The sequence below is a fragment of the Variovorax sp. P4_B10 genome, assembly GCF_056402375.1.
The window spans coordinates 29768-47853 of the sequence record NZ_JBFUHN010000001.1; the positions used below are offsets into that span (position 1 = coordinate 29768).

An 18086-nucleotide genomic window follows, 5' to 3' on the forward strand; every position below is an offset into this window, starting at 1 on the left:
AACGACAACATGCCCACGATCAAGATCTACCCGCATCCCGAGTACTGCCCGCAAGGCGCCGAAATCACTGCGCCCGCCGGCACCTCGATCTGCGAGGCGCTGCTCGACAACCACATCAACATCGAGCACGCCTGCGAGATGAGTTGCGCCTGCACCACCTGCCACGTGATCGTGCGCGAGGGCTTCAACTCGCTCAACGAAGCGGAAGAGGGCGAAGAAGACCTGCTCGACCGCGCCTGGGGTCTCGAGCCGCAATCGCGCCTCAGTTGCCAATCGATCCTGGCGCAGGACAATGTGACGATCGAGATTCCCAAATACTCGATCAACCACGCCAAAGAGAATCACTGAAAGAGCCACTGTATGTCACGCCAGATCGTCCTCGATACCGAAACCACGGGCCTGTCCGCCGAGAACGGCGACCGCGTGATCGAGCTCGGCTGCGTCGAGCTGTTCGCCCGCAAGCTCACCGGCAACGACCTGCACATCTACTTCAACCCCGAGCGCGAGAGCCATGAAGACGCGCTCAAGGTGCACGGGCTGACAACCGACTTTCTGCGCGACAAGCCGAAGTTCGCCACGCTGGGCAACGACATCGTCGAGTACCTGCGCGGCGCCGAGCTGATCATCCACAACGCGGCCTTCGACGTCGGCTTCCTCAACAAGGAGCTCGAGATGGCCGGGCTACCGCCGCTGCGCAGCTTCGTGAGCGAGGTGACCGACACGCTCGCCATGGCGAAGCAGGTCTACCCGGGCAAGCGCAACTCGCTCGACGCGCTGTGCGACCGCTTCGGCGTCGACCGTTCGAACCGCACCTTCCACGGCGCCAAGCTCGATGCGCAGCTGCTGGCCGACGTCTACATCAACCTCACGCGCGGCCAGGATGCGCTCCTGATCGACGTGGCGTCGAACGAGCCGGCGCAGGGCACCACCATGGTTGCCATCGACCTGAGCCAGTTCGACCTGCCGGTGATCGTGGCCGGCGAGCAGGAGCTTGCCGCGCACGAGGCGCTGTTGTCCCAACTCGACAAATCCAGCAGCGGACGTACCGTGTTTCGCCAAAACAGCTGAAATGCTGTGGCATAATCGAAGGCTTCGCACAACGCGATTAATTCCACGGCACTGCACTCGCGGTGCCAAAGAGTTGAAAGGGCGGTTAGCTCAGGGGTAGAGCACAGCATTCACACTGCTGGGGTCGGAGGTTCGAAACCTCCACCGCCCACCAATTTCCTCAAAAGTAATCAGCGACTTGGGTTTCCCAGGTCGCTTTCGCTTGGGCGCGTTATTTCGCTCCGAACAGGTCGTCGCAGGTATCGCATGCGAAATACAGGCGCTGCTCCCCGCACTGAACGGAGCCTGTGGCGCCGGCGCGAATCTGCCAGTCGCACGATTTGCCGCGCTGCTTCAGCGTGCCTTCGACAAAACAGGGCGCCAGTTCGTAGTGGTCATGCAGCGTCTTGTAGTCGACCTGTTTTGCCCGGGAGAAGAACTCGCGCGCCTTGCCGTGGTTCTGCGGCACATCGCTGGTGCGGCAGGCGGCAGGTTGGTCGGAACGGAAGTCGGCGACATAGACGTCCGTGAACTCTGCACTGCCTGTTGCACACGCTGCGACGAGCATCGCGCCGACAGCCATCGCAACGAACCGGCTCCTCATTTCCATATCGCCGAACTCGCTTCGCCAGGGTTCTTGTACGACACCTCAGGGTGCCGGTAGACATCGGCCGACTGCAGATTGAACTGCACATACAGCTCGTCGATGAGCCATTGCAGCGACGTGTTCTGTGCAGCCGTCACGCTCTCATAGCTCTTCTCGTCGATGTGAAGCCCGACCAGCTCGATGCCGACGGCCTCGCTGTTGACGGGATAGCGGTCCGGATACGGCTTGGCGCGTTCATGCGCATCCAGTGCATTGATCTGCTGGGTCCAGGACATCGCCAGCATCTTGGCCATGGCCGCCGTGTCGCACGTGTTCTTGTTGACGGTCAGGCACTTCGACTTGATCAGCTTGCCGACGTGGTAGCAGCGCGCGTGGAGGCTGGCGGTTTGATAGATCTGCCCATTCTTGTCGATCAGGAAGTGGGCGCCATTGCCGCCATCCTTGTAGCCGTTGAGACTGGACTCGGCAGTCGACGAGTCCGTCTGATGCACGACGATGGCGAGCACGCTCGGCAAGGCCCCATGTTCGATGCCCGATGAACGCCTTGGAATTACTTTGGGATCAACGAGCATCCCGCTCGCATCGATGGTGGACATGTCTCTCCCTGTGGAACAGCGAGTCAAAGTACACCACACCCGCCGCCGAACCGGAAGCGGCAGAGTGGTAACGTCATTTGACAGCGCGATGCACTCAGTCCCAGCGTGCGCCTGCCATCTGCCGGACCGTTGCGTTGAAGCGGTTCCAGATGTTGATCAGTCCGATCGAAACGATCAGTGCCGCCAGCGCTGTCTCGTCGTAGTGACGTGCCGCTTCGTTGTAGACGTCGTCGGGCACGGGATCGGCCTTGTCGCTCAGTCGCGTCACGGCTTCGGTGAGCGCGAGCGCTGCGCGCTCGGCATCGGTGAAGTAGGGCGTGTCGCGCCACGCCGCCACCGCGAAGATGCGCTCGTCTTTCTGGTCCGCCTTTTTGAGTTCGCGCGAGTGCATGTCGACGCACACACTGCATCCATTGATCTGGCTCGCACGCAGGTGTACGAGTTTGGTAGTCACATAAGGCAGGCCGTCTTTTTCTGTGGCCTTGTTCAATGCGAACAGTGCCTGCATCGCGTCGGGCAGGACCAGGGCCGGGTTCTTCATTCGTGCTTGCATACTCATTTCCTTTGAAAGTGATGGCGGGTGTCGTGAATGACGCAACCAATCCCGCGCCGACGTCTTGCTGTCACGTCGGCCGGGTTTCGTCCGTCAAGGCCATGACGGAACACGAAAAGGAAATGTGACCCATGGACGAACAAATTTTTCTGGCCGAGCGTTTTCAGGCCCATCGTTCGCATCTGCGCGGTATTGCCTACCGGATGCTCGGTTCGCTGAGCGAGGCGGAAGACGCGGTGCAGGAAACCTGGTTGCGTCTCGGCCGTTCCGGGGCGGACGACATTGCGAACCTCGGCGGCTGGCTGACCACGGTGGTCGGGCGCGTCTGTCTGGACATGCTGCGCTCGCGCAAGTCGCGGCGCGAGGACTCGCTGGATGACGACGATGCGCCAGAGCCTGCCGCAGATCCGGGCAGTGCAGGCAACCCCGAGTCCGAAGCATTGATGGCCGATTCGGTGGGCGTCGCATTGCTCGTGGTGCTGGAAATGCTGGCGCCTGCCGAACGCATCGCCTTCGTATTGCACGACATGTTCGACCTGTCTTTCGACGAGATCGCACCGATAGTGGGCCGGTCGCCAACCGCAGCCAGGCAGCTCGCGAGCCGCGCACGGCGTCGGGTGCAGGGGCGGCCCGCCGTTCCGGAGCCCACGCTTGCGGGCCAGCGCAGCGTGATCGAGGCTTTTCTCGCTGCTTCGCGCGGCGGCGACCTGAGCGGACTGCTCGCGGTGCTCGATCCGGACGTGGTGTTTCGCGCCGATGCAGCGGCCATGCGCGCCGGTGCGCAGAGCGAAGTCCGCGGTGCGGCGGCAGTGGCGAAGGCCTTCGTGGGACGGGCGCAGGGCGCGCGGGCCGCGCTGGTCGACGGCGCCGTGGGCGTCGTGGTGGCACCGCGTGGCCGTCTCTTCCTCGTGCTGGGCGTCACGGTGGCAGGGGGGCGCATTGTCGCGATCGACGCCATTGCCGATCCCGACCGCCTGCCGAAGATCGAGCTCGCGGCTTTCGCCGATTGAACTGTCGGCTCGCGCTGACGCCAAGAGCGGCTGCGTACTGGCTGAAGATCTGCAGCAGCGACCTACAACGAGGAAAAGGAGACGACCATGGCCACCCATCCTGATCTTCCGACCCCCGTCACGCCGGACCTGCCCGTCGAGCCCGACGAAGGGCCGAGCACGCCGCCCGACGAGCCCACCGATCCCGAGCCGCCGCCCACGGTATCGTGAATGCCATGGGCGAGCGCGCTAAGCTCGCGCCATGGACGAACTCGATTGCGCCGTCATCGGCGGTGGTGTGGTGGGGCTGGCAGTGGCGCGCGCCTTGGCGCTCGCGGGCCGGGAGGTGCTGGTGCTCGAAGCCGAAGGTGCCATCGGCACCGGGACCAGTTCGCGCAACAGCGAAGTCATTCACGCGGGCATCTACTACCCGCAGGGATCGCTCAAGGCGCGCCTTTGCGTCGAGGGGCGGCATGCGCTCTATGCGTATGCCGGGGAGCGCGGCGTGCCGCACCGGCGTTGCGGCAAGCTCATCGTGGCGACAACGCCCGAGCAAGTGGGCGAGCTCGAAATCATCCGGGCGAAGGCTGCGGCCAATGGCGTCGATGACCTCGAGCAGATCACCGCGCAGCAGGCGATGGCGATGGAGCCGCAGCTGCATTGCGCGGCCGCGCTGCATTCGCCGAGCACCGGCATCGTCGACAGTCACGCGCTCATGCTGAGCCTGCTCGGCGACCTGGAGAACGCGGGCGGAATGCTGGCGCTGAAATCGCCCATTGCCCGTGCCGAATGCAGAGGCGATGCTATCGTCTTGATAGCGGAGGACGGAACTTCGCTCCGCTGCCGCAGCGTGGTCAATGCGGCGGGCCTGGGTGCCCCGGCGTTGGCCCGGCGGTTCGAGGGACTGCCCGCTACAGCGGTTCCTACAGAGCACTTCGCCAAGGGCAACTACTTCACCCTGTCGGGCCGCGCGCCTTTCAGCCGGCTCATCTACCCGGTGCCCGAACCCGGTGGACTCGGGGTGCATCTGACGATCGATCTCGGCGGCCAGGCCAAGTTCGGACCCGACGTTCAATGGGTCGGATCGGCCGACGACCTGGTGGTGGACCCCGCGCGCGGCGACGGTTTCTATGCCGAGGTGCGCAAGTACTGGCCCGCCTTGCCCGACGGCGGGTTGATCCCGGGCTATGCCGGCATGCGGCCCAAGATTTCGGGCCCGGGCGAGCCGGCAGCCGACTTCGTGGTCGACGGCCCCGCGTCGCACGGCGTGCCGGGCCTGGTCAATCTTTTCGGCATCGAATCGCCAGGGCTCACCAGCAGCCTCGCGATCGGAGCGCATGTCGCGCGGTTGCTGGCCGACGCCTGAACGTGCACAAGTCTGCACATCTGCCGCGCATGAGGGGCTTTCGAGCCTGTAACATGACACCACGCCATTTGCTGGCGTGAAGCCGCCGGCGCGGTGCCGGTGTCATCACGGAGGAAAGATTCCAATGAGTGCATCCAACAATCTTGAAGCAGCAGCCGAAGACATCGCAAGCGACGTGCGTGGCGTGCTGGCCAGCAAGGACCTGGATTCGGTTCCCCACATCAAGGCACTGCGCCAGCGCATCGACACCAAGCTCGCCATCGCGCGCGAACTCGCCGCCGAGAAGAGCAAGCTCGCCGCCAAGAAGGCGCGCGACGCGGCCTCCGCCACCAACGCTTACGCCCACGACGAACCTTGGCAGATCGCAGGCGCCGCATTGGCCGTCGGCGTGCTGGTGGGTCTGTTGCTTGGCCGCCGCTGATCGCGCTGACCTGAGTGCGCGCTGCCGGACCGTTCGCTGCCGCTCCCTGAGCGGGGTTGGAGCTTGCCCATGAGGCTGCTCTCCCTGTTCGGGGTGGGCGCCGGGCTGCGCCGGCTGCGCATCGCCGCCGCCGAAGGCGCGCTGGCGGCCGAAGACCGGGTGCAGTTGCTGCACATGGCCTGGGAGGACGAGAAACAGCGCCTGAAGCTGTTGCTCATCCTCGTCGTGGCCGTGCTGGGGCTGACCACCGTGACGGTGGCCTTGCTGTCGGTGGCGGTGGTGGTGCATTTCTGGGAAACGCCGCACCGCATTACGGCCGCGTGGTCCGTGGCGGGCGTGTGGATCGTGCTCTGGCTCGGCGCTGCCGCCGGGCTGCTGCTGACCCTGCGCAACGCCTCCAACAGTTTCGTTCCGGCACGTCGGGAGTTCGAACGCGACTGGGCCTGGGTCCAGGACAGCTTCGGCCTGGGCAAAGATCCGGAACAGGACGACGAGGCACCGCGTCCCCCGCGGCCGGCCACGCGCGAGGAACTGCTGGCCCGCATGGAGCGTCAGCGCGAGCGCATTGCAACCCTGCAGGGCGGCCGCGAAACGCAGCCGGCAGGCGAGGGCCCTCCGCCCAATGAAACGGCCGCCGCCGCCGCGCTGCGCATTGCACGTGCGCATCCGGTGGCCGCCGGCGTCGTCGCCGCCGCCGCCGTGGTGGTGATCCGGCCCAGGCGCCTGTTGCGCTGGGCGGCGGTCATTGCGCCAATTCTCTGGCGCATGCGCTGAAGGAAGGAGAGAGGTCTCAGGCCTTGCTGCGATCGCGCAGCAGCGCCTGGGCCACCTCCCGGACCAGCGCCGGGCCGCGATAAATCAGGCCGGTGTAGATCTGCACCACGTCCGCGCCCGCGGCGATCTTGGCCTTGGCATCGGCCGCGCTCAGGATGCCGCCGACCCCGATGATCGGGAAGTTTTTTCCCAATGCCGTGCGCAGCTGCGCAATCACACGGTTGCTGGCCTCGCGCACCGGCGCCCCCGACAGCCCGCCTGCCTCCTGGGCATGCGGCAGACCCGCCACCGCATCGCGCGCCAGCGTGGTATTGGTGGCGATCACCCCGTCCATGCGATGACGCTGCAGCGTGGCGGCAATGACCGCGACCTGCGCCTCGTCGAGGTCGGGGGCGATCTTCACGAACAGCGGCGAGCGCTTGTGGTGGCGCGTTGCCAGCGCTTCGCGCCGTTCGGCCACCGCGCCGAGCAGCGCGTCGAGCGCCTCGTCGCTCTGGAGCGTCCGCAGGTTGGCCGTGTTCGGGCTCGAGATGTTGATCGTCACGTAATCGGCATGCGGGTACACGCCGTTGAGGCAGGCGAGGTAGTCGTCCATCGCACGCTCGATCGGCGTGGCGGCGTTCTTGCCGATGTTGAGGCCCAGCAGCATGGGCGTCTTGCCGCCGCCGCCGCTCTTGCGAAAGCGCGCCTTCTGCACATTGGCCAGAAAGGCGTCGAGCCCCTCGTTGTTGAAGCCGAGCCGGTTGATCAGCGCGTCGCGCTGCGGCAGGCGGAACATGCGTGGCTTGGGGTTGCCCGGCTGCGCCTTGGGCGTCACCGTGCCGACTTCGACGAAACCGAAACCCATGGCCGCGAAAGCGTCGATGCAGCGGGCGTTCTTGTCGAGCCCCGCCGCCAGTCCCACGCGATTCGGAAAAGTCAGCCCGGCCAGCGTGACCGGGTCGTCCACACGCGAGGCGGCGTAGGCGCAGGCCAGCGGCGTGTTCTGCGTGCGCGCGAGCCCGTCGAGGGTGAGTTCATGGGCGTGCTCGGGGTCGAAGCCGAACAGAAAAGGGCGGGCCAGGCCATAGAGCGAAGAGGGAAACAGCAGGGGCATCGGATAATTCTCGACTTCAATGAGCCAAGGATTCTCCGCGATGACCGCACCTGCCTCCCCATCTCCCGCTCCTGCCGTCCTTTCCCAGGACGAACTCAAGGCCCAGGTCGGCCGCGCTGCACTGGCCTACGTGGTCAAGGGCGAGATCGTCGGCGTCGGCACCGGCTCGACGGTCAACAAGTTCATCGACGCGCTGGCCACGATCAAGGGCGACATCAAGGGCGCCGTCTCGAGCTCGGTCGCATCGACCGAACGCCTTCGCGCGCTCGGCATCCCGGTTTTCGACAGCAACGAGGTGGAGGAACTGGCCGTCTACATCGACGGAGCCGACGAAATCGATCACCAGGGCTTCATGGTGAAGGGTGGCGGTGCGGCGCTCACGCGCGAGAAGATCGTCGCCGCGCAATCGAAGCGCTTCATCTGCATCGCCGATGCATCCAAGCTGGTCGAGACGCTGGGCGACTTTCCGCTGCCGGTGGAAGTCATTCCGATGGCGGCGCGCCGCGTCATGCGCCAGTTCGCCGGCCTGGGCGGAATCGCTCAGGTGCGCGAGAAGGACGGCCTGCCGCTGGTCACCGACAACGGCCAGCACATCATTGACGTGACGGGCTTGCGGATCACCGATCCGCTCACCTTCGAGTCCGAGGTGAGCCAGTGGCCCGGCGTGGTGACTGTGGGGGTCTTCGCCCATCAAAAGGCCGATGTGTGCCTGCTCGGCACCGCAGCGGGCGTGAAGACGATGCAATTCACCTCCTGAGAAGGCGAACCGCCCGCGCGGCTCAGAACTTGATGCCGGCCGGATTGCTGGGGCTCGGATCGTTCGGGGCGGGCGCCGGCGATGCGGGTTGCGCGGCAGGCGCCGCTGCGGCGCGGGGCGCCGGCGCCGCCTGCTGCGCGATCATGGGCCGGGCCGGCGCATTGCGGTAGCCGGCGGGCAGGCTGTTGCTCTTGGGATAGCCTGCCGCATCGAGGTATTGCGACCATTCGGCGTCCGCGTAGCCCTTGAGCTGCTGCGAACCGATGGTGAGCAGCGGCAGCGAGTTCTGGCTGCTCAGGCGTTTGAACGCCTCGATATCTTCATTGCTCTTGACGGTGCGCTCCTCGAACGGAATGCCGCGCGTGGTGAGCAGGGTGCGGGCTGCGTTGCAGGGCGTGCACTCTTCGCCGGTGTACAGCGTGACGGGGTAGCGTTGTGCCACTTGCCGCAGTTCGTAGGGGAGTCCCGCATTGGCCGGCGTCGCGGCGCCGGCTTGTGGCCCTGCTGCCGGTTCGGTGCTGGCGGTCGGGGCTCGGTCCGAGAAAGTGACCTTGCCGTTCTTGTCGACGTTGCGATAGATCGGCTGGGCCATGGCGCCTGCAGCAGCGAGCAGCAGGGCGAGGCCGGTCAGGCGATGCATGGAAGATTTGTTGTGGATCGAATGCATCGCCCGAGTATCGCAAGCTTCAGCGCCGCATCAAACGGGCTGCGCTTCCGCCATGCCCTGGTGTCGCAGCAGCGCATCAAGCTGCGGCTCGCGTCCGCGGAAAGCCTTGAACGAATCCATGGCGCTGCGGCTGCCACCGGCCTCCAGGATGGCCTGGCGGTACTTGCGGCCCGTCTCGACGTTCGGTTCGCCATCGGCGCCCACGGTTTCCTCGAAAGCCGCGTAGGCGTCGGCGCTCAGCACCTCGGCCCACTTGTAGCTGTAGTAGCCGGCCGCGTAGCCGCCCGAGAAAATGTGGCTGAAAGTATTCGGCGTGCGGCTGAAGGGCGGCGAGGGCATCACGGCCACTTCGGTGCGTACCTTGCCAAGCAGCGCCATCACGTCGCCTGGCTTCGCTGCGGCCGCGTGGTACTCGGTGTGCAGCAGCATGTCGAACAGCGAGAACTCGATCTGGCGCAGCGTCTGCAGGCCGCTCTGGAAGTTCTTGGCAGCGGTCATCTTGTCGAACAGCGCGCGCGGCAGCGGCTCGCCGGTGTCGACGTGGGCCGTCATGTGCTTGAGCACATCCCACTCCCAGCAGAAGTTTTCCATGAACTGGCTCGGCAATTCGACCGCGTCCCACTCGACGCCGCTGATGCCCGAGACGTCGCGCTCGTTGACCTGCGTGAGCATGTGGTGCAGGCCGTGGCCGAACTCGTGGAAGAGGGTGGTCACATCGTCGTGCGTGAGCAGCGGCGGCTTGCCGTCGACACCGCTGGCGAAGTTGCACACCAATTGCGCCACCGGCGTTTGCAGCACGCCGTTGTCGGGGCGCAGCCAGCGGGCGCGCACGTCGTCCATCCAGGCGCCGCCGCGCTTGGCGGCACGGGCGGAGGGGTCGAGGTAGAACTGGCCGACCTTCTGGACGCCTTGAGCGGTTGGGCGCTCGATGCGGTAGAACTCGACGCTCGGGTGCCATGTCGGCGCGCTGTCGCGGCGAATGGATACTTCGAACAGCGTCTCGACGATCTTGAACAGGCCCGCCATGACCTTGGGCGCGGGGAAGTACTGCTTCACCTCCTGCTCGCTGAAGGCGTAGCGCGCTTCCTTGAGCTTCTCGCCGATGTAGCTCCAGTCCCAGGGCTGCGGGTCTGTGATGCCCAGTTGCTCCGAAGCAAAGGCGCGCAAGTCGGCGAGATCGCGCTCGCCGTAGGGCCTGGCCTTGGTGGCGAGATCGCGCAGGAACTTGACGACCTGCTCGGGCGATTCGGCCATCTTCGGCACCACCGACAGCTCGCCGTAGTTCTTGTAGCCGAGCAGCTTGGCCTCTTCTTCGCGAAGCGCGAGGATCTCGGTGATCAGCGCGGTGTTGTCGAAGGCCGGATCGCCGAATTCGCTGGCACGGGTGACGTAGGCGCGATAGAGCGTTTCACGCAGTGCGCTGCTCTTCGCGAACTGCATCACCGGCAGGTAGCAGGGCATCTTGAGCGTGAGCTTGTAGCCTTCCTTGCCATCGGCTTCGGCGGCTGCGCGTGCCGCGCTGACCACGTCTTCGGGCACGCCGTCGAGCTCGCCCAGCCTGGCGTAGTGGGCAAATGCGTCGGTGGCGTCGAGCGCGTTCTCGCTGAACTTCTGGCTCAGCTCGGCCTGGCGTTCCTGGATGTCGGCAAAGCGCTTCTTGGCTTCGCCTTGCAGTTCGGCGCCGCCCAGCACGAAGTTGCGTATGGCGTTGCGATGCGCCTGTCGCTGTTCGGCATTGAGCGTGGCGACGTCGATGGCCTTGTACTTCGCGTAGAGCCGTTCGTCGGAACCCAGGCGGGTCCAGAAGGCGGTGACGCGCGGCATGGCCTCGTTGTAGGCGGCGCGCAGCTCGGGCGTGTCGGCCACGGCGTTGAGGTGGCCGACGGCGTTCCACGCGCGGCCGAAGCGCTCCGATGCGACCTCGAGCACCTTGGAGATCTCGTTCCAGTCGGCCGGGAATTCAGGCGCCGTCGCGGTCTGCAACGCCGCTTCGGCATCGGCGAGCAGCGAGTCGACTGCGGGGGCGACGTGCTCAGGCCTGATGCGGTCGAACAGCGGGAGGTCGGTGAAGTCGAGGAGGGGGTTGTTCGTGGTGGCCATGTGGATCACTTGGCGGCGCGTTCGGCCGCTTCAAGGGTGTTGACCAGGAGCATCGCGCGGGTCATGGGACCGACGCCGCCCGGAACAGGAGTGATCCAGCCGGCCACTTCCTTGACGCCGTCGAAATCGACGTCGCCGGCCAGCTTGCCGTCTTCCTTGCGGTTCATGCCCACGTCGATGACGATGGCGCCGGGCTTCACCATGTCGGCGGTCACCAGGTTGCGCTTGCCCACGGCCGCGACGATCACGTCGGCCTGGCGGGTGATGGCGCCGAGGTCTTGCGTGGCGCTGTGGCAGATGGTCACGGTGGCGCTCTTGGCCAGCAGCATCATGGCCATCGGCTTGCCGACGATGTTGCTGCGGCCGATGACGACCGCATGCTTGCCGCGCAGGTCGCAGCCGATCGATTCGAGCATCTTCATGCAGCCGAAGGGCGTGCAGGGCCAGAAGCCGGGCGCGCCGGTCATCAGCGCGCCGGCGCTGGCGACGTGAAAGCCGTCCACGTCCTTGGCGGGCGAAATCGTCTCGATGACCTTCTGGCTGTCCATGTGCTTGGGCAGCGGGAGCTGCACCAGGATGCCGTGCACCGCGGGATCGCCGTTGAGCGCGCGGATGCGGGCCAGCAGGTCTGCCTCGCTCATGTCGGCGGGGTAGCGCTCCAGGGTGGCCTGCAGGCCGGTTTCGGTGCTGTCGTTGACCTTGTGCTTCGTGTAGACCTGGCTGGCCGGGTCTTCGCCCACGAGGATGATGGAAAGGGCCGGGTTCACGCCACGGGCCTTCAGTGCGGCGGTACGGCCGGCAACCTCGGCGCGGATGGTTTTGGCGAGGGCGTTGCCGTCGATCAGTTGGGCGGTCATCGGTTTTCGATTTTCCAAGTAAAAACGCCCGCTTGCGCAGGCGTGGGGGACATCCATTGCTATCGGGCGGATAGCTTCTAGGCTTTGGCGGCCGGTGCTGCCTGTCCGAGGGCGATCTTGAGCAGATCGGCCACGGTGTTGGCGTTGAGCTTTTCCATGATGTTGGCGCGGTGCGCCTCCACCGTCTTGATGCTGATGCCGAGGTCGTCGGCGATCTGCTTGTTCAGGCGGCCGGCGACGATGCGCTCGAGCACCTGCGCCTCGCGGCCGGTGAGCTTAGACAGCAGCGCGTCGCGGCTGGCCGACTGCTGGTGCTGCGTGAAGGCGCCGCGCGCATGCTCGAGCATGCGCTCGACCAGCGTGACGAGCTCTTCGTCGTTGAAGGGCTTCTGGATGAAATCCATCGCACCCTTCTTCATGCTGTCGACCGCCATCGGCACGTCGCCGTGGCCGGTGATGACCACGATCGGCAGCGGGGAGCGCCGTTCGATCAGCCGATCCTGCAATTCGAGGCCGGTCATGCCGGCCATGCGGATGTCGACGATCAAACAGGCGACTTCGCGCGGGTCGTATCGGGAAAGAAAGGATTCGGCGGAATCGAAGCAGCGGACTCTGTAGTCCTTGCCTTCGAGCAGCCATTGCAGCGAATCGCGTACGGCTTCGTCGTCGTCGACGACATAGACCGTGCCCTTCTTCGGAATCAAACTCATGCAGGTACCTTTGCCTCGTCGCTAGCTACGGAACTGATAGCGTCCAACACCGGAATCCAGAAGGAAAAACGGCATCCGATCACATCCGGGCCATTGTAGATGTTCTCCGCCTGCATCCGGCCGCGGTGCGACTCGACGATGGTGCGGCACAAATTGAGCCCGATGCCCATGCCTTCGGGCTTGGTGGAGAAGAAGGCTTCGTAGAGCCGGTCCATGACTTCGGGCGACAGGCCCTTGCCCGTGTCTTGCACCGAGAACTCGATGGCGTTGTGTCCCTCGATCACCTTGGGCAGCACGCGCAGTTCGACGCTTCGGCGTGCCAGCGGACGGTCGGCGAGGTCGATGGATTCGGCGGCGTTCTTCAGCAGGTTGACCATCACCTGCTCGATCAGGATCGGGTCGACCCGCACCACCGGCAGCCGCGCGGCCACGTAGTGGTTCAGGCGCACGTTGCGCCGGCGCAGCTCGATGCCCGCGAGCTCGACGGCCTCGCTCACCATGGTGGCAACGTCGGCGGGCGTGCGGTTGGGCTCGCTGCGCTTCACGAAGGAGCGGATGCGCTGGATGATCTGGCCGGCGCGCTGGGCCTGCTTCGATGTCTTTTCGAGTGCGGCGAGCAAGGCATCGTTGTCGATCGTCTGCCCCTTGATGCGCGACATCATCCCGTTGCAGTAGTTGGTGATGGCCGTGAGCGGCTGGTTGAGTTCGTGCGCGACGCTCGACGCCATTTCGCCCATCGTGATGAGGCGGCTGGCGGCTTGTGCGCGGTCGGCTTGTGCCGCGGCTTGCTCTTCGGCATCGCGGCGCGGCGTGATGTCGGTGGCAATCACCAGTTGCGCGAGGCGGCCATCCACCCAGGTCAGGTAGCGCGAACGCACTTCGAGCCACTTGCCGAGGTGGGGCACGAAGATTTCGTTGTTGGCTGCCTGCGCTGCGGTGAGCGTGTCGATCGGCAGGCCGGCGTAGGGGTCGACGTCGTCGAGGCCTTCGTCGTGCGCGTTCGAAGCCGGCACGCCGGCTTGGGCCACCATGCCGAGGTGGCCCACGGTGTCGGAGCCGAACCAGAGGCGGTACAGCTTGTTAGCGAACAGCAGCTCTTCGCTGTCGATGGGGGCCACCGACACGGCTGCGTCGAGCGCTTCGAGCACGGTGGTGAAGCGTTCGTACGATGCCGAGAGCTGTTCGCGGATGCGCGTCGGCTCGGTGATGTCGGTCATCGACGTCATCCAGCCGGTCTGGTGGCCGCGTGCATCGATCAGCGGCGACACATAGAGCCGCGCGTTGAACACGCTGCCGTTCTTGCGCTTCACGCGCACCTGGAAGCCGCCGGGCAGGGCGCGCCCGTGCAGTTCTTCTTCCAGGCGCTCGTTCATCACTTCGCGGTCGGATTCGAGCCAGTAGGGGAAGGGCGGCGATTGCCCGACCAGCTCGGCTTCGCTCCAGCCGGTCATCGCGCAGAAAGCGGCGTTCACATACGTGATGCGGCCCTGCAGGTCGAGCACGCGCATGCCGGTCAGCATGGAGTTTTCCATCGCGCGCCGGAAGTTGGTTTCGGCGACCAGCCGTTGCTGCGCCTGCAGCCGCCGCCGCGTGTGGCGCCAGGTGCCGATCAGCATCCAGCTCGTCAGCACGCTGAGCGCGCAGACCAGCCAGAAGAGCCCGTTGCCCACCACCCCCTGAGAGGTGCGATAGGCCTGCGCGCGCAGCAGCAGCGCATTGCCCACAGGCGACACCGGCACCTCGTATTCGTTGGTCCGCTCCGACCAGGGGAGCAGCCGCGTGCCGCTTTCCTTCAGGTTGGTTGTATTGCCGGCGATGGCGTTGCCCTTGGCGTCGAGCAGCGAGACCGCGTAGCGCGCCTGCACTTCGGAGGGCATGCCGTAGCGCAGCAGCCCGTCGATCGAAAACTCGCCGAGCACGACGCCTGCGAACAGGCCCTGGTCGAACAAGGGGATGTGCAGCTGCAGCATCGCGGCGGGGTCGCCACCGGCCACGGGCTGCGAATACACCGGCTGGCGCAGCTCGCGCGCCAGCGCGTAGTTGCTCTCGATGTCGCCCGGGCGCAGCACGTCGCCGATCAGGTGCTGCTGCGCAGGGTGCACGCTGGGCGCGGCATAGCCGGCCTTGAAGCGGCGGCGGTCGTCGATCCAGGTGATGGTCTGCAGCTCGGGAAACTGGCTCACCAGCGATTCGGCGCGGCTGGTGAATTCGGTGGGGTCGATCTCGCGGTTGGAGGCATCGCGCGCAATGCGCATCAGCTGTTCCTGGCGCTCCAGCAGGCGCAGACGCATGCGCTGCTGGGCGTATTCGACGTCGCGGCGCACAGACTCCTGTTCGCGCTCGACTTCCTCGGTGCGCAGGTACCAGAACGCCGAAACGATGGCCGCGAGGAAGAGAAGAACAGCAGCCATCGGCGCCAGCATGGCGACCGCATCCTGCAGCACGGGCGTTTGCCGGCGCCACCAGCGGCGCCACCAGGAGAGCGGCGAGGCGTTCACGGCACTGCGGGCAACCGCCAGCGGAGAGGAAAAAGGCATCGCGGGATTTTAGGCTCGCCCCCAGTCTTGCCCACTGCGTGTGGCCGCCAACCCCCTACCGGGGGCAATACCAGCGGCCCGGCAAAGCCGGTTCCGCGGTATTCCCGCAAGGCATCTTTCCTCTTCAAAATGTCACATTAAGAAATCAACATGCGCCATTTGAAATATGGGAATTTCTATGCGAAACTCGCCCGCGTTTATTGCAGAGCGCACTAAATTACAGCCACAGCCCTAAAAGGAGAGACAAGCATGTCGGCAAATCCCGAGAACCTGTTCGGCTCGGCCGCAAACGATGCGGACGCCCAGGAGACCCGTGAATGGATGGATGCACTGTCTTCCGTCATCCAGAGCGAGGGTCCCGAGCGGGCCCACTTCCTTCTCGAGCAGCTGCTCGAGCATGCCCGGCAGCACAGCATCGACAAGCCGTTCTCTGCCAATACCGCCTACGTCAACACCATCGAGCCCGATCAGGAAGAGCGCTGCCCCGGCAACCTCGAGATCGAAGAGCGCCTGCGCGCCTACATGCGCTGGAACGCCATGGCGATGGTGGTCAAGGCCAACCGCCACCATCCCGCCGAAGGCGGCGACCTCGGCGGCCACATCGGCTCCTTCGCCTCGCTGGCGAACATGTTCGGCGCCGGCTTCAACCACTTCTGGCACGCCGAGAGCGAAAACCACGGTGGCGACTGCCTCTACATCCAGGGCCACGTCTCGCCCGGCATCTATGCCCGCGCCTACCTCGAAGGCCGCCTGAGCGAAGAGCAACTGCTCAACTTCCGCCAGGAAGTCGACGGCAAGGGGCTCTCCAGCTACCCGCATCCGAAGCTGATGCCCGAGTTCTGGCAGTTTCCCACCGTGTCGATGGGCCTCGGCCCGCTGATGGCCATCTACCAGGCCCGTTTCCTCAAGTACCTGCACGCCCGCGGCATCGCCAACACCGAGAACCGCAAGGTCTGGGTGTTCTGCGGCGACGGCGAAATGGACGAAGTCGAATCGATGGGCGCCATCGGCCTCGCCGCGCGCGAGAAGCTCGACAACCTCGTCTTCGTCATCAACTGCAACCTGCAGCGCCTGGACGGCCCGGTGCGCGGCAACGGCAAGATCATCCAGGAGCTCGAAGGCGAGTTTCGCGGCTCGGGCTGGAACGTCATCAAGCTGATCTGGGGCAGCGGCTGGGACCCGCTGATCGCACGCGACAAGGAAGGTGCGCTGCGCAAGATCATGATGGAGACCAACGACGGCGATTACCAGGCCTTCAAGGCCAACGACGGCGCCTATGTCCGCAAGCACTTCTTCGGCCGTGACCCGCGCACGCTCGAAATGGTGTCCAAGATGAGCGACGACGACATCTGGCAACTGCGCCGCGGCGGCCACGACTCGCAGAAGGTCTACGCGGCCTTCGACGCGGCCGTGAAGCACAAGGGCCAGCCGACCGTGCTCCTGATCAAGACGGTCAAGGGCTTCGGCATGGGCAAGATCGGCGAGGGCAAGAACACGGTCCACCAGACCAAGAAGCTCGGCGACGAGGACATCAAGGCCTTCCGCGACCGCTTCAACATCCCGATTCCCGACAGCCAGATTGCCGACCTGCCGTTCTACAGGCCGGCCGACGACACGCCGGAAATGAAGTACCTGCACGAGCGCCGCAAGGCCCTCGGCGGCTACCTGCCGCACCGCCGCACCAAGGCCGACGAAAGCTTCACGGTGCCGTCGCTCGACGTCTTCAAGTCGGTGATGGAGCCCACGGCCGAAGGCCGCGAAATCTCGACCACGCAAGCCTACGTGCGCTTCCTCACGCAGCTGCTGCGTGACAAGGCACTCGGCCCGCGTGTGGTGCCCATCCTGGTGGACGAAGCCCGCACCTTCGGCATGGAAGGGTTGTTCCGCCAGATCGGCATCTACAACCCCGCAGGCCAGCAGTACACCCCGGTCGACAAGGACCAGGTCATGTACTACAAGGAAGACAAGGCCGGCCAGATCCTGCAGGAAGGCATCAACGAGGCCGGCGGCATGTCGAGCTGGATCGCTGCCGCCACGTCGTACAGCACGAACAACCGCATCATGGTGCCGTTCTACGTGTACTACTCGATGTTCGGCTTCCAGCGCATCGGCGACCTGGCCTGGGCGGCCGGCGACATGCAGGCGCGCGGCTTCCTGCTCGGCGGCACCTCGGGGCGCACCACGCTGAACGGCGAAGGCCTGCAGCACGAAGACGGTCACAGCCACATCCTGGCCAACACCATCCCGAACTGCGTGAGCTACGACCCGACCTTCGCGCACGAAGTGGGCGTGATCCTGCACCACGGCCTGAAGCGCATGGTCGAGAGGCAGGACAACGTCTACTACTACCTGACGCTGCTCAACGAGAACTATGCGATGCCCGGTCTCCAGCCCGGCACCGAAGAGCAGATCATCAAGGGCATGTACCTGTCGAAGCAGGGGCCTGCGCTCAAGGCCAAGGCGCCGAGCGTGCAACTGCTGGGCAGCGGCACCATCCTGCGCGAGAGCTTTGCGGCGCAAGAACTGCTCGAGAAGGACTGGGGCGTGTCGGCTTCCGTGTGGAGCTGCCCGAGCTTCAACGAACTGACGCGCGACGGCCAGGACGCCGACCGCTGGAACCTGCTGCATCCAGACCAGACGCCGCGCGTGCCCTTCGTGGCCGAGCAGCTCGCACCCACGACCGGCCCCGTGGTGGCATCGACCGACTACATGAAGGCCTATGCGGAACAGATCCGCCCCTTCATCCCGAAGGGCCGTACCTACAAGGTGCTGGGCACCGACGGCTTCGGCCGCAGCGACTTCCGCAACAAACTGCGCGAGCACTTCGAAATCAACCGCCACTACATCGTGGTGGCCGCGCTCAAGGCGCTGAGCGAAGATGGCACCGTGCCTGTGGCCAAGGTGGTCGAGGCCATCAAGAAGTACGGCATCAATGTCGACAAGGTCAACCCGCTTTACGCTTGAACATCAACAACCAACGAACGAACGGCGCCTCACGGCGGGAGACAA

18 protein-coding genes and 1 tRNA gene are annotated in these 18086 nt (G+C 65.3%); 10 read left to right on the plus strand and 9 right to left on the minus strand.

Going from position 1 to position 18086, the window contains the following annotated elements:
* Nucleotides 1-9 precede the first annotated feature (9 nt).
* The 3 genes from fdx to AC1DXX_RS00145 all read left to right on the plus strand — a co-directional run bounded on the left by fdx (nt 10) and on the right by AC1DXX_RS00145 (nt 1222).
* Nucleotides 10-348 (plus strand): ISC system 2Fe-2S type ferredoxin, encoded by a 339-nt coding sequence (gene fdx / locus AC1DXX_RS00135; protein WP_478132132.1) that lies wholly within the window; start codon nt 10-12, stop codon nt 346-348.
* A 12-nt stretch (nt 349-360) separates the two neighbouring features.
* The gene (dnaQ, locus tag AC1DXX_RS00140) at nt 361-1068 is read left to right on the plus strand and encodes a DNA polymerase III subunit epsilon (protein WP_478132133.1); all 708 of its coding nucleotides are present in this window, start codon (nt 361-363) and stop codon (nt 1066-1068) included.
* Between the two features lie 79 nt (nt 1069-1147).
* Nucleotides 1148-1222, plus strand: a tRNA-Val gene (locus AC1DXX_RS00145).
* A gap of 57 nt (nt 1223-1279) precedes the next feature.
* Here AC1DXX_RS00145 and AC1DXX_RS00150 read toward each other — a convergent pair.
* The 3 genes from AC1DXX_RS00150 to AC1DXX_RS00160 all read right to left on the minus strand — a co-directional run bounded on the left by AC1DXX_RS00150 (nt 1280) and on the right by AC1DXX_RS00160 (nt 2803).
* Complete coding sequence (locus tag AC1DXX_RS00150) at nt 1280-1630, minus strand: hypothetical protein (protein ID WP_478132134.1); 351 nt, start codon at nt 1628-1630, stop codon at nt 1280-1282.
* Nucleotides 1631-1647: 17 nt separating this feature from the next.
* On the minus strand, nt 1648-2250 hold the full coding sequence (locus tag AC1DXX_RS00155) for a peptidoglycan recognition protein family protein (RefSeq protein ID WP_478132135.1): 603 nt from the start codon (nt 2248-2250) through the stop codon (nt 1648-1650).
* A 94-nt stretch (nt 2251-2344) separates the two neighbouring features.
* On the minus strand, nt 2345-2803 hold the full coding sequence (locus AC1DXX_RS00160) for a carboxymuconolactone decarboxylase family protein (RefSeq protein ID WP_478132136.1): 459 nt from the start codon (nt 2801-2803) through the stop codon (nt 2345-2347).
* A 131-nt stretch (nt 2804-2934) separates the two neighbouring features.
* Between AC1DXX_RS00160 and AC1DXX_RS00165 the strand changes: the two genes are divergently transcribed.
* The 5 genes from AC1DXX_RS00165 (at nt 2935) to AC1DXX_RS00185 (ending at nt 6353) form a co-directional block, all read left to right on the plus strand.
* A complete protein-coding gene (locus AC1DXX_RS00165; RefSeq protein ID WP_478132137.1) occupies nt 2935-3813 on the plus strand; it encodes a sigma-70 family RNA polymerase sigma factor in 879 nt (292 codons plus the stop codon).
* An 87-nt stretch (nt 3814-3900) separates the two neighbouring features.
* Nucleotides 3901-4023: a stereocilin gene (locus AC1DXX_RS00170; protein WP_478132138.1), complete on the plus strand. Its 123-nt coding sequence runs from the start codon at nt 3901-3903 to the stop codon at nt 4021-4023.
* A 31-nt stretch (nt 4024-4054) separates the two neighbouring features.
* Entirely contained in the window at nt 4055-5158 is a 1104-nt protein-coding gene (locus AC1DXX_RS00175) for an NAD(P)/FAD-dependent oxidoreductase (protein ID WP_478132139.1), read from the plus strand.
* Nucleotides 5159-5282: 124 nt separating this feature from the next.
* A complete protein-coding gene (locus tag AC1DXX_RS00180) occupies nt 5283-5579 on the plus strand; it encodes a glycine zipper domain-containing protein (protein ID WP_478132140.1) in 297 nt (98 codons plus the stop codon).
* A gap of 69 nt (nt 5580-5648) precedes the next feature.
* Complete coding sequence (locus AC1DXX_RS00185) at nt 5649-6353, plus strand: phage holin family protein (protein ID WP_478132141.1); 705 nt, start codon at nt 5649-5651, stop codon at nt 6351-6353.
* A 16-nt stretch (nt 6354-6369) separates the two neighbouring features.
* On the opposite strand, the gene AC1DXX_RS00190 is transcribed toward AC1DXX_RS00185, so the two are convergent.
* Complete coding sequence (locus AC1DXX_RS00190) at nt 6370-7449, minus strand: quinone-dependent dihydroorotate dehydrogenase (protein ID WP_478132142.1); 1080 nt, start codon at nt 7447-7449, stop codon at nt 6370-6372.
* Nucleotides 7450-7489: 40 nt separating this feature from the next.
* On the opposite strand from AC1DXX_RS00190, the gene rpiA reads away from it, so the two are divergent.
* Entirely contained in the window at nt 7490-8206 is a 717-nt protein-coding gene (gene rpiA, locus AC1DXX_RS00195) for a ribose-5-phosphate isomerase RpiA (RefSeq protein ID WP_478132143.1), read from the plus strand.
* Between the two features lie 22 nt (nt 8207-8228).
* Here the strand turns inward: rpiA and AC1DXX_RS00200 are convergent, their stop codons facing one another.
* From AC1DXX_RS00200 to AC1DXX_RS00220, 5 genes are all read right to left on the minus strand, one after another.
* Nucleotides 8229-8873: a glutaredoxin family protein gene (locus tag AC1DXX_RS00200; RefSeq protein ID WP_478132144.1), complete on the minus strand. Its 645-nt coding sequence runs from the start codon at nt 8871-8873 to the stop codon at nt 8229-8231.
* 30 nt (nt 8874-8903) lie between these two features.
* Nucleotides 8904-10973, minus strand: a complete 2070-nt coding sequence (locus AC1DXX_RS00205; protein WP_478132145.1) for a M3 family metallopeptidase — start codon at nt 10971-10973, stop codon at nt 8904-8906.
* A gap of 5 nt (nt 10974-10978) precedes the next feature.
* Nucleotides 10979-11830 (minus strand): bifunctional methylenetetrahydrofolate dehydrogenase/methenyltetrahydrofolate cyclohydrolase FolD, encoded by an 852-nt coding sequence (gene folD, locus AC1DXX_RS00210; RefSeq protein ID WP_478132146.1) that lies wholly within the window; start codon nt 11828-11830, stop codon nt 10979-10981.
* Nucleotides 11831-11907: 77 nt separating this feature from the next.
* Nucleotides 11908-12540 carry a response regulator transcription factor gene (locus AC1DXX_RS00215; RefSeq protein WP_012747279.1) on the minus strand — a complete coding sequence of 211 codons (633 nt, stop codon included), beginning with the start codon at nt 12538-12540 and terminating at the stop codon, nt 11908-11910.
* The gene (locus AC1DXX_RS00220) at nt 12537-15077 is read right to left on the minus strand and encodes a PAS domain-containing sensor histidine kinase (protein ID WP_478132147.1); all 2541 of its coding nucleotides are present in this window, start codon (nt 15075-15077) and stop codon (nt 12537-12539) included. The genes AC1DXX_RS00215 and AC1DXX_RS00220 overlap by 4 nt, the downstream gene beginning before the upstream one ends.
* A gap of 249 nt (nt 15078-15326) precedes the next feature.
* Between AC1DXX_RS00220 and aceE the strand changes: the two genes are divergently transcribed.
* Nucleotides 15327-18041, plus strand: coding sequence for a pyruvate dehydrogenase (acetyl-transferring), homodimeric type (aceE, locus tag AC1DXX_RS00225; RefSeq protein ID WP_478132148.1), 2715 nt, complete (start codon nt 15327-15329; stop codon nt 18039-18041).
* The last annotated feature ends 45 nt before the right edge of the window (nt 18042-18086 follow it).

Bases quoted from the DNA above. Each gene is read 5' to 3' on its own strand.
- AC1DXX_RS00205 (WP_478132145.1), bottom strand. From the start codon at position 10,973: ATGGCCACCACGAACAACCCCCTCCTCGACTTCACCGACCTCCCGCTG.
- aceE (WP_478132148.1), top strand. From the start codon at position 15,327: ATGTCGGCAAATCCCGAGAACCTGTTCGGCTCGGCCGCAAACGATGCG.
- fdx (WP_478132132.1), top strand. From the start codon at position 10: ATGCCCACGATCAAGATCTACCCGCATCCCGAGTACTGCCCGCAAGGC.
- AC1DXX_RS00175 (WP_478132139.1), top strand. From the start codon at position 4,055: ATGGACGAACTCGATTGCGCCGTCATCGGCGGTGGTGTGGTGGGGCTG.
- rpiA (WP_478132143.1), top strand. From the start codon at position 7,490: ATGACCGCACCTGCCTCCCCATCTCCCGCTCCTGCCGTCCTTTCCCAG.
- AC1DXX_RS00220 (WP_478132147.1), bottom strand. From the start codon at position 15,077: ATGCCTTTTTCCTCTCCGCTGGCGGTTGCCCGCAGTGCCGTGAACGCC.
- AC1DXX_RS00160 (WP_478132136.1), bottom strand. From the start codon at position 2,803: ATGCAAGCACGAATGAAGAACCCGGCCCTGGTCCTGCCCGACGCGATG.
- AC1DXX_RS00180 (WP_478132140.1), top strand. From the start codon at position 5,283: ATGAGTGCATCCAACAATCTTGAAGCAGCAGCCGAAGACATCGCAAGC.
- AC1DXX_RS00185 (WP_478132141.1), top strand. From the start codon at position 5,649: ATGAGGCTGCTCTCCCTGTTCGGGGTGGGCGCCGGGCTGCGCCGGCTG.
- AC1DXX_RS00190 (WP_478132142.1), bottom strand. From the start codon at position 7,449: ATGCCCCTGCTGTTTCCCTCTTCGCTCTATGGCCTGGCCCGCCCTTTT.
- dnaQ (WP_478132133.1), top strand. From the start codon at position 361: ATGTCACGCCAGATCGTCCTCGATACCGAAACCACGGGCCTGTCCGCC.
- AC1DXX_RS00215 (WP_012747279.1), bottom strand. From the start codon at position 12,540: ATGAGTTTGATTCCGAAGAAGGGCACGGTCTATGTCGTCGACGACGAC.
- AC1DXX_RS00150 (WP_478132134.1), bottom strand. From the start codon at position 1,630: ATGGCTGTCGGCGCGATGCTCGTCGCAGCGTGTGCAACAGGCAGTGCA.
- AC1DXX_RS00200 (WP_478132144.1), bottom strand. From the start codon at position 8,873: ATGCATTCGATCCACAACAAATCTTCCATGCATCGCCTGACCGGCCTC.
- AC1DXX_RS00170 (WP_478132138.1), top strand. From the start codon at position 3,901: ATGGCCACCCATCCTGATCTTCCGACCCCCGTCACGCCGGACCTGCCC.
- folD (WP_478132146.1), bottom strand. From the start codon at position 11,830: ATGACCGCCCAACTGATCGACGGCAACGCCCTCGCCAAAACCATCCGC.
- AC1DXX_RS00165 (WP_478132137.1), top strand. From the start codon at position 2,935: ATGGACGAACAAATTTTTCTGGCCGAGCGTTTTCAGGCCCATCGTTCG.
- AC1DXX_RS00155 (WP_478132135.1), bottom strand. From the start codon at position 2,250: ATGTCCACCATCGATGCGAGCGGGATGCTCGTTGATCCCAAAGTAATT.